This window comes from Candidatus Poribacteria bacterium, assembly GCA_021295715.1.
Classification (GTDB): domain Bacteria; phylum Poribacteria; class WGA-4E; order WGA-4E; family WGA-3G; genus WGA-3G.
Genome location: JAGWBV010000079.1, coordinates 46220 through 54316 on the forward strand (window position 1 = coordinate 46220; position 8097 = coordinate 54316).

Annotated in this window: 10 protein-coding genes; all 10 read right to left on the reverse strand. The window is 47.3% G+C overall.

Annotation, left to right across the window (positions count from 1 at the left end):
• Positions 1 to 1019: F0F1 ATP synthase subunit alpha (gene atpA, locus J4G07_17590; GenBank protein MCE2415800.1), on the reverse strand; the 1019-nt coding region annotated here is incomplete at its 3' end.
• A gap of 235 nt (positions 1020 to 1254) precedes the next feature.
• Positions 1255 to 1797, reverse strand: a complete 543-nt coding sequence (atpH, locus tag J4G07_17595; GenBank protein ID MCE2415801.1) for an ATP synthase F1 subunit delta — start codon at positions 1795 to 1797, stop codon at positions 1255 to 1257.
• Positions 1798 to 1812: 15 nt separating this feature from the next.
• The gene (gene atpF, locus J4G07_17600; GenBank protein MCE2415802.1) at positions 1813 to 2454 is read right to left on the reverse strand and encodes a F0F1 ATP synthase subunit B; all 642 of its coding nucleotides are present in this window, start codon (positions 2452 to 2454) and stop codon (positions 1813 to 1815) included.
• 171 nt (positions 2455 to 2625) lie between these two features.
• A complete protein-coding gene (gene atpE, locus J4G07_17605) occupies positions 2626 to 2931 on the reverse strand; it encodes an ATP synthase F0 subunit C (GenBank protein ID MCE2415803.1) in 306 nt (101 codons plus the stop codon).
• Between the two features lie 76 nt (positions 2932 to 3007).
• Entirely contained in the window at positions 3008 to 3781 is a 774-nt protein-coding gene (locus J4G07_17610) for a F0F1 ATP synthase subunit A (protein MCE2415804.1), read from the reverse strand.
• Positions 3782 to 3857: 76 nt separating this feature from the next.
• The gene (locus tag J4G07_17615) at positions 3858 to 4265 is read right to left on the reverse strand and encodes an ATP synthase subunit I (protein MCE2415805.1); all 408 of its coding nucleotides are present in this window, start codon (positions 4263 to 4265) and stop codon (positions 3858 to 3860) included.
• A gap of 73 nt (positions 4266 to 4338) precedes the next feature.
• Positions 4339 to 4638 (reverse strand): AtpZ/AtpI family protein, encoded by a 300-nt coding sequence (locus J4G07_17620; GenBank protein ID MCE2415806.1) that lies wholly within the window; start codon positions 4636 to 4638, stop codon positions 4339 to 4341.
• 216 nt (positions 4639 to 4854) lie between these two features.
• Positions 4855 to 5073 carry an ABC transporter permease gene (locus tag J4G07_17625; protein ID MCE2415807.1) on the reverse strand — a complete coding sequence of 73 codons (219 nt, stop codon included), beginning with the start codon at positions 5071 to 5073 and terminating at the stop codon, positions 4855 to 4857.
• Between the two features lie 86 nt (positions 5074 to 5159).
• A complete protein-coding gene (locus J4G07_17630; protein MCE2415808.1) occupies positions 5160 to 6092 on the reverse strand; it encodes an ABC transporter permease in 933 nt (310 codons plus the stop codon).
• 162 nt (positions 6093 to 6254) lie between these two features.
• Entirely contained in the window at positions 6255 to 7952 is a 1698-nt protein-coding gene (locus tag J4G07_17635; protein MCE2415809.1) for an RNA polymerase sigma factor, read from the reverse strand.
• Positions 7953 to 8097: the final 145 nt, after the last annotated feature.

Sequence of the window (8097 nt, forward strand, 5' to 3'; positions counted from 1 at the left end):
GTGATGGAAATAACGTTTGTCGGGATATAGGTCGTCAAATCGCCTTCAAAGATCTCAATAATCGGTAGAGCAGTGAGGGAACCGCCACCCAATTCATCGCTCAACTTTGCGGCGCGTTCTAAGAGACGTGAGTGTAAGTAAAAGACATCACCCGGATAGGCTTCTCTGCCCGGTGGTCTCCGTGAGAGCAGGGACATCTGCCGGTATGCCCAGGCGTGTTTTGTCAGGTCATCGTAAATAATGAGAGCGTGTTTGCCATTGTCCCTGAAGTATTCACCCATTGCAGTACCAGAATAGGGTGCGAGGTACTGAAGCGGGGACGGTGCACTCGCAGGTGCGGAGACGATCGTTGTATACTCCATGGCGTTATGTTCACGAAGTGTCGCTGCAACTTGCGCCAACGTGGAACCTTTTTGACCAATAGCAACATAGATACAGTAGACATCTGTATCCTTTTGATTCAGAATCGTGTCGATTGCAATAGCGGTTTTGCCGGTTCGACGGTCACCAATAATCAGTTCACGTTGACCTCTCCCGATCGGGGTCAAACTGTCAATAGCCTTTAAGCCTGTGTAAAGAGGTTCGCTCACCGGTTGACGTTGAACAATACCAAGCCCTTTCTGTTCGACCGGGAGTCGATGTTCTGTTTCAATGTCACCCAAACCATCAATAGGTTGACCGAGTGCGTCAACAATTCGTCCGAGGAGTGCCTCGCCTACGGGGACTTCGGGAAGTCGTCCTGTGCGTTTGGCAGTATCCCCTTCGTGTATGAGTTGGTCTTCTCCAAACAGAACGCAACCCACATTGTCTTCTTCGAGGTTGAAAGCGATACCGTAGACGCCGTTAGGAAACTCGATCATTTCACTTGCCATAGCGTTGGCAAGTCCATGCACTCGCGCGATGCCATCGCCGACCTCCAGCACAGTGCCGGAGTCATAGACATCCACGTCCTGTTCAAACTGTTGCAGTTGCTGTTTAAGGATATTTGATATTTCGTCCGGTCGGACTTCTCTTGCCATTTTTTAATTATTCCTTGCGGTTCGGTCAGGTGAATTAGAGGTTCGATCTCCTCTCCGTATATCTAGGGGAAATACCCCCAGCAAAACCCTGCGCCGATGTTGCAGGCTACAATTGTGGTTCATGTTTCCAAGATACCCAAACCGAGCCGAGACTTAATCAGAAACCACCGCGTAACATTGTCCTGCAAGCCTCTATAGGAGACCTGCCCAAGGAGCGGCACTCAGGACCCATAGTTTAAGATCCTTTTTCAAGTTGTTGTTTCAGGCGTTGGAGTTGTGTTGTAACGCTTGCATCAAAAACGGTGTCGTCTAACTGCACAATGAATCCACCCTGAATTTGTGGGTCAGTTATGGTTTCCAATCGCACCTGTTTTCCTGAATACGTGCTTAAATGCTGTGCGAGCCGTTCTTCTTGCTCTGTTGTTATGGGTACAGCTGTCGTCACTTTTGCGACGAGCCTACCTGCAGCTTCGTCAACGATTGCCGAAAAGACATCCATTATCGCGATGAGATAGCGTTCACGCTGCTTCAAAGCGAGCAGTTTAAAAAAATTAACAGTCAGCGGCTGCATCATATCAGTAAAAAGCTGCTGAAAGGTCTCGCTTTTAAATTGCGGAGACAGAATAGGGCTGTGGATGAACTGCGTAAATTCCTCAGACTGTTCAACCAACTCCCGCAGTCCATCTATATCTGCGATAACAGGTGCCAAGGCGTTCTGTTCCACGGCAGCCTCGTATAGGGCACGTGCATAAGGTTTTGCGACCCGAATGTCTCTCATACCTCGTTTTTACCTTTACTCAGTTGGCAACCTACTAATAGAGGCATCAATGATATGCTGATGTCTCTCTGCGTTGAGCTCTTCGCTTATGATTTTGCTGGCGGCATCAATTGCGAGTTCAGCGACAACGCCTCGCAGCTCAGAGATTGCTTCATCTTTCTCACGCTGAATCTCCGCTCTGGCTCTTGTGACTTCATCGTCTGCCTCTTGCCGTGCTTGTGCGAGAATTTGCTGACGTTCAGCATTTCCCTGTTCAATCGCCGCTTGAATTTTGGCTTGTGCTTCGGTCTCAATATCGGCTAAACGTTGGCGCGTCTCTGCAGTGAGCCGGTCCAATTCCTCGCGATCAGTTCTCAATTGCTCCGACTGCGTGGTGATTTCAGTGCGGCGTTCCTCTAAGAGTCCACCCACCTTACCGAAAACGAATTTCCAAAGGACCGCGAGCACAATAAGGAAACCGATAACTTGGATGATAATCGTCTGCGGATCAATACCGAGCAGTGCCAAAAGACCCCCTTCGCCGGAGGGAACTTCGGCGGCGAAAGCGTTACTGAGACACATACTCATCAAAATGACGCAGCATCCATATAGGCTCCTGTAGTGCCCCCTTTGCGAGCGTTCCTTACGAAGCGAAAGCGTATGTTTGATGTTTCGCATATGTTTATTTACTCTGTAGTTGAAACTGAAGACTTTCGGAAGTCACGCGAGCACGATCATCGCGATGGCGTGCTTCCGATAACGTCTCAATATTAACTTGCAACTTTGACCGGTCCATCGTTTTCTGGGCTTGCAAGCCTCGCCGTCCGTCTTCAGTCAAGAGATATAATATTAATTTCCGTCTCCGACATCTGTCGCAACCCGTTGCGCATCTGCATCAATCATCTCTCTCAGCATCTCGCCTTCAGGAAGTTTTGCTTGCAAGATAAAGAACATTAAGAGCGCATAGATAACGAGCGACTCGATGAGTGCCAAACCGATAATCATTGCCGTTTGGATACGCGGTGCGGCATCCGGTTGACGTGCGATACCTTCAAGAGCGGTACTTGTAGCACTTCCTTGTGCTCTTGAGGCAAAAATGACAGCGATCGGCAATCCTAAAGTTACACCGAACGCCAACACTGCTAAATAAATCATGAAATGTCCTCCTTGGACGGATAAGGGACAGTCTACACTTGTCCCACGAAATTAGTGATGCGCTTCATGCGCTTCTTCATGGTGTTCTATGAACAGCACGATGTAGATAGATGTTAAGATAGTAAAAACGAATGCCTGCAGGAAGCCAGCAAATAGCCCGAAGAACAGCATAGGCACTTGCACCGGAATAATCGGTATGGCATCTGCAATCAGCACGATAAGTCCGAGTTTTGATATTTCCGAAAAGTCGGACAGCCAGTGAACCCGCACGCGATAACTGCGCAATCACTTCAAGCGGGAACATTAAAACCCCCAACCAAGGTGGGTCACCGGCTAAATGTTTCAGATAGCCCGCTATCCCGTTCTCTTTAATCGCGATAATTTGAACGCCTATCACAGCCGTTATACCGAGCGCAAGCGTTGTATTCAAATCTGCTGTTGGAGGTTGAAGACCCGGAATGACTCCGAGATAGTTCAGGAAGAGAATGAAGATGAAATAGGAGCCGACGAATGGGATATACTTTTTGCCGTGATCGCCTAAAATACCGCCGAAGAAGTCCGTGATACTTCCTACAAACACCTCTAACAGGGTTTGTCCTTTCCCTTCAGGTATCCGTTTCAACTTCCGGGTCACAAAGATAAAAAACAACACTAAGACGAGAACAGCAAAGTATGTGTTGGGAATTAGATCGGGCTGATGCCACCGAGTCGGTTCAGGAATAATTTCATCTGGTAAAAGTTTTGAAATCGGATAGAGTAAACTACGGTGGCCGTTCTCGGCTGCGAAACTCCCGGCAACTGCTGCCAAACTGAGTCCGACAACCAAGCAGATAAATGATATTTTTTTCATGTTTGTCGTTGTGTCTCTTAAATGCGGGGATAGTTTCGGGCACTTCCCAACTTGAAGTCTACTTGCAAGTTATGTTTCAAGACTGATTGGGATCTTTATTTGAAAGGATAGCCACCATCAAACCGATCGCTTTGATAATAATGGCACCTTGTACTAAAGCAATCCCTCCAGCGAACGCGTATATATTCATCCACTCCATTTTGAACAAGAGATAGAGGAGTCCAGCGAGTACTGTGTATTTACCGATTGCGATGAAACCCAACAAGGACTTTGTGCGCTTCGTTTTTCCGGGACGAACAAGTCGTCGAACCACAAATTCAATGGACCAGAATAGACTCATGCTGATAGCACTACCGATCAGAAAACTTGGGAGTGCGGCGCGTTTAAATCCTAACAATACCGCCGAAATGACTACGGTAAGACAGATTGTCAAGATATAGACGTGGCGGATAAATCGGTCACCAATTTCCAAAACCGGACCCATCCGAGCGACTCCTTTGTCAAAATCGCGGCAAATTAGGATCGCCGAAATTTTCGGATTCGATTGCTTTCAGATTTTATCCTTCTTCAGTGTCCTGTGTTTGTTCTGAAGTGGCACGACGTTGCTTTTCCAGACGTTCGAGTTGGCGGTTCCAACGTGCTACCGAGCGAAACATTTCCATGAATCCAGCGGTAACTCCCATTCCGAAACCGATATAGGATCCAACTGCTGCGTTGCCTAATTTTCCACCGATCCACTTGCCTCCGAAATAGCCGATACAAATCGCGAGTGCAAGCGTTATCCCGATCGAAGCGAGGTCGAACATCCCGATGTTGTCATTTTTCAGATGTTTCAGCCGTTCCTTAAATATCAACATCGCTGCACCTTCATTTTTAACAGCAAGTTTTGGCTTGCAAGCTGCGCCAAAAACGGAACACGTTTATCAGATGGTCGCCTCTTATCAAACAACGTTATATATTATAACACGCGGATATAGGGAATGCAAAAAAAAATAGAGTCGCCTCTGAATTGAGGGTCTGTAGGATAGAAGTAGAGAGAATTAGGGGAATGATGGTTATCACATGCGCCAGCGTTAATTCTCGGTGTGGAGTGCGTCAACAGGTGAAAGCTGCGCCGCCCGCATCGCCGGGTAGACCCCGAATCCTATGCCCATGACAATCGAAAAAATAACAGAAGTCAATATCCACGGTAAGGATAACACGACGGGCCAGGTGTCCACAACCGGCACAATCCGCACCGCGAGCCATGCCATCCCGTGCGCCGCACCCCAACCGCCAGCAATGCCGAGCACTCCACCGCAGAGGCAGAGACAGATTGATTCCGTCAAGAATTGATAGAAGATGTGAATCCGTTTCGCACCGACCGATTTTCGTAAACCTATCTCCCGCGTCTTTTCACCCCAACACCGCTGACGAACAGCGAGAAACCCGCAAGACTGCCCAAGGTGATTTTTATCACTTTTTGAATATGGAAAAGTTGGTGAGCCGTCAGTTTCGCTATCCAAACGCCGATAAACTCATCTTTCCCGCGGTGTCTTTTACGGAGCGTGTTTTTAACAGAAGCAATAATACTGTCCATCTCTGCACCTTTTTTAAAAAAGACGAGCAAGTAATCAACGTAGCGAAAGCCTTTCACCCGTTGTTGATAGGTTGTCAATGGCACAGAGATAGCATCATCTAAAGAGTACGTGTCACTGAGGCTCATGCCTTTTGTTGCCATCACCCCGATAACCCGCAACCTAATCTGAGATTGTCGCCAATGATACCGAACCTTCACCTCTTGTCCGATGGGCGGTGTTTCCCCAAAAAGCTCACGGGCGGTGTTAGCACCGAGGACACAGACCTGCGCTGCGGTCTCTATATCGTTTCTGGTGAGAAATCTGCCGACTTGTAACTCCCACCCCATACCGAGAGCGTAGTCTACTGTGATACCTTCTAAACGCGTTTTCGCTTGATTCCCGTTTCGGCTGCTAACAAAGGTGTTGAAGTCTTCTACTTTCGGCAAGACATATAGCACATCGGGACATTCTGCCTCAACTGCAAAAGCATCTGCAACGGTATATCGTTCTGTAGTGCGCCGGACGAGCCGCGGTCCCTTCCAAATAGAAGTCCGTGTATAGAATGCGATTTGGTTGGCACCGCCCATCATTTCCAGGTTTTGCGCGATGATACGTTTCGCACCATCACCAATAGCGATCATGCAGAGCACACCGGCAATGCCGATGAAGATACCGAGAATGGACAATCCTGCACGGAGTTTATTTTGCGTGAGGGGCTTTATGCCAGCGATAATAGCATCACGAAGTTTCACTTTAGGTTTTCCTATAAGCAATATTAGGTTTTGAGGAAGGATGGAAGAAGAGGAAGGGTGGAAGAAACACGGAGTCCGCTATCTTCCAGCCTTCCAACCCAAGTGCGGATTCAAAACTTCAATGTTAATACTTAAAATTGCTGAGTCCGCTGAATAAATGCTCTACTGCTGTCCCAGAATTTTCAGAAACTCTGGATCATCTCTTACGTCCGAAAATTCGGGGGTTTCGAGGAAAGTCGGGTAGTAGGTATCTTGATTATAGGGCGTTACCACGTAGGAGTCCTGAGCGACTTTTAAATGATGTAAAGTCTTCTCTCGATCCTGCTCAGAAGCCCAGGTACTCACAGCAAGTTGGAAGTGCCCATAATGGTTGTTATCTTCCAAATCAATGGTAATCTGTAGGAACCGTTTCGCCTCGTCATACTTCTTCAACCACAACAGACAACAACCGAAATCATGCGTAAACCACATAAGGTGGTCAAGATTTACAGGTTGACCTGCATCGCGTTTCTTCAACTCTCCTTCCAGGTACGCATTCACTTCCGTAAAGACTTGATCAAAACGCTCCCAATCTTCCTGTTTACCGTAGATGAGAAGCCGATTTTCTTTCGCAGTCAACCAGAATTGAAAATGATGCTCTGAACCGAGTTCGTTGTTAGCACGTTCCAATTTTTCTACTTCAAGGAGTGCTTCATTGAACCTGTCGTTGCATCGTAAGACATCTGCTCCGACTTGCAGGAACTCGCAACGACTGTCGTAACTCACTTCAGGGTTTTCCAAACGTTCAGCGGCTTCATTATAAAGTTGAATCCAGTCATCAATACGACCTTCCGCCGCCCAACATCCAGCAGTGCTCAGATTGACAATAACCTTCAACACATACGTTCCTGACTGCTTGCATGCCCAACGGTAAAGTCGGGTCTGTTCTTCGATAACTTCTTGATTTCTTTCAAGAAAAGCGAGATTATCGACGAACTCATCATGCGCCCAGAAACGCTCTGTATCATCTGGTGCGTCATCCATATACTTACGGAGTAGAGAGATCCGTTTTTCCATTCCGAGTTTGCCCATATACGGGTATATATCATCGACAGCAAGATGCACCAATTCGGGTGTGAGATCACCCTTAAGTGCATCTTCAATCTCGTTGCAGGCTTCTGTAAGAATATTGCCTCTTGATGCGGGGTCAGATTTTACCTGTTCCATAAATGCATCGAACTTGCTACGGAGTTGTTCTAATTGACTCATAATATTCTCCTTCAGATTGTCTGATAATTGAAAATCACCAAAGAATTCGTGTTCCAAGAACTCCTGATCTGTTTGCAGACGCTTCCGCGCTCGGTGGAGTCGACTCGTAATTGTATTCACGGACACTCCCATGAATTTGCCGATCTCTTTCGTTGACATTTCGTCAAGATAGTAGAGTGTTACAACCTCGCGTTCATTCTCAGGAAGTTTTTCCAATAGTTTTTTCACAAGTGCGTGGCAACTCTTGGTTCTCTCTGTCTCCCATTGTGCCGCCACGTGATGTGTGTAAGAAGATTTCTCGATTTCAGCAACAGGTGTGTCCTCCAAGGATTGCATCACAGATTTTTGGCTTCGCATCCAATCGATGCAAAGCCGATTGGCAATGACGTGGAGCCACCCAGAAAATTGATTGGGATTCTTGAGGGTCGGAAGCTTTTTGTATGCCCTCAGGAAGGTGTCCTGCATAATCTCTTCGGCATGGTGAAAATCTTGGATCTTCCGCCAAGCCAGTGCATGAACGCTCTTTTGGTACTTTTCGACCAAGATACCAAACGCAGCGTCGTCGCCCGACAAAATCTTGCGAATGAGTTGAACATCGTTTTCTCTTTCCACGAAACTCCCTCCTAATGAACAGACTGAGTCGCGTTTGCCTTCGCCAAACGACTTAATCAAATGCTGATACCAATTCTGATTGATGATTCCTCTTAAAAGGTCCTACTGTTTTTGGTTATGCCCGGTGCGGTTGGAAACCGCACCA

What these genes read in the sequence shown, in the direction of transcription:
- J4G07_17615 (MCE2415805.1), bottom strand. Translation starts at nt 4,265, where the DNA reads ATGGGTCCGGTTTTGGAAATTGGTGACCGATTTATCCGCCACGTCTAT.
- J4G07_17620 (MCE2415806.1), bottom strand. Translation starts at nt 4,638, where the DNA reads ATGTTGATATTTAAGGAACGGCTGAAACATCTGAAAAATGACAACATC.
- J4G07_17610 (MCE2415804.1), bottom strand. Translation starts at nt 3,781, where the DNA reads ATGAAAAAAATATCATTTATCTGCTTGGTTGTCGGACTCAGTTTGGCA.
- atpE (MCE2415803.1), bottom strand. Translation starts at nt 2,931, where the DNA reads ATGATTTATTTAGCAGTGTTGGCGTTCGGTGTAACTTTAGGATTGCCG.
- atpH (MCE2415801.1), bottom strand. Translation starts at nt 1,797, where the DNA reads ATGAGAGACATTCGGGTCGCAAAACCTTATGCACGTGCCCTATACGAG.
- atpF (MCE2415802.1), bottom strand. Translation starts at nt 2,454, where the DNA reads ATGCGAAACATCAAACATACGCTTTCGCTTCGTAAGGAACGCTCGCAA.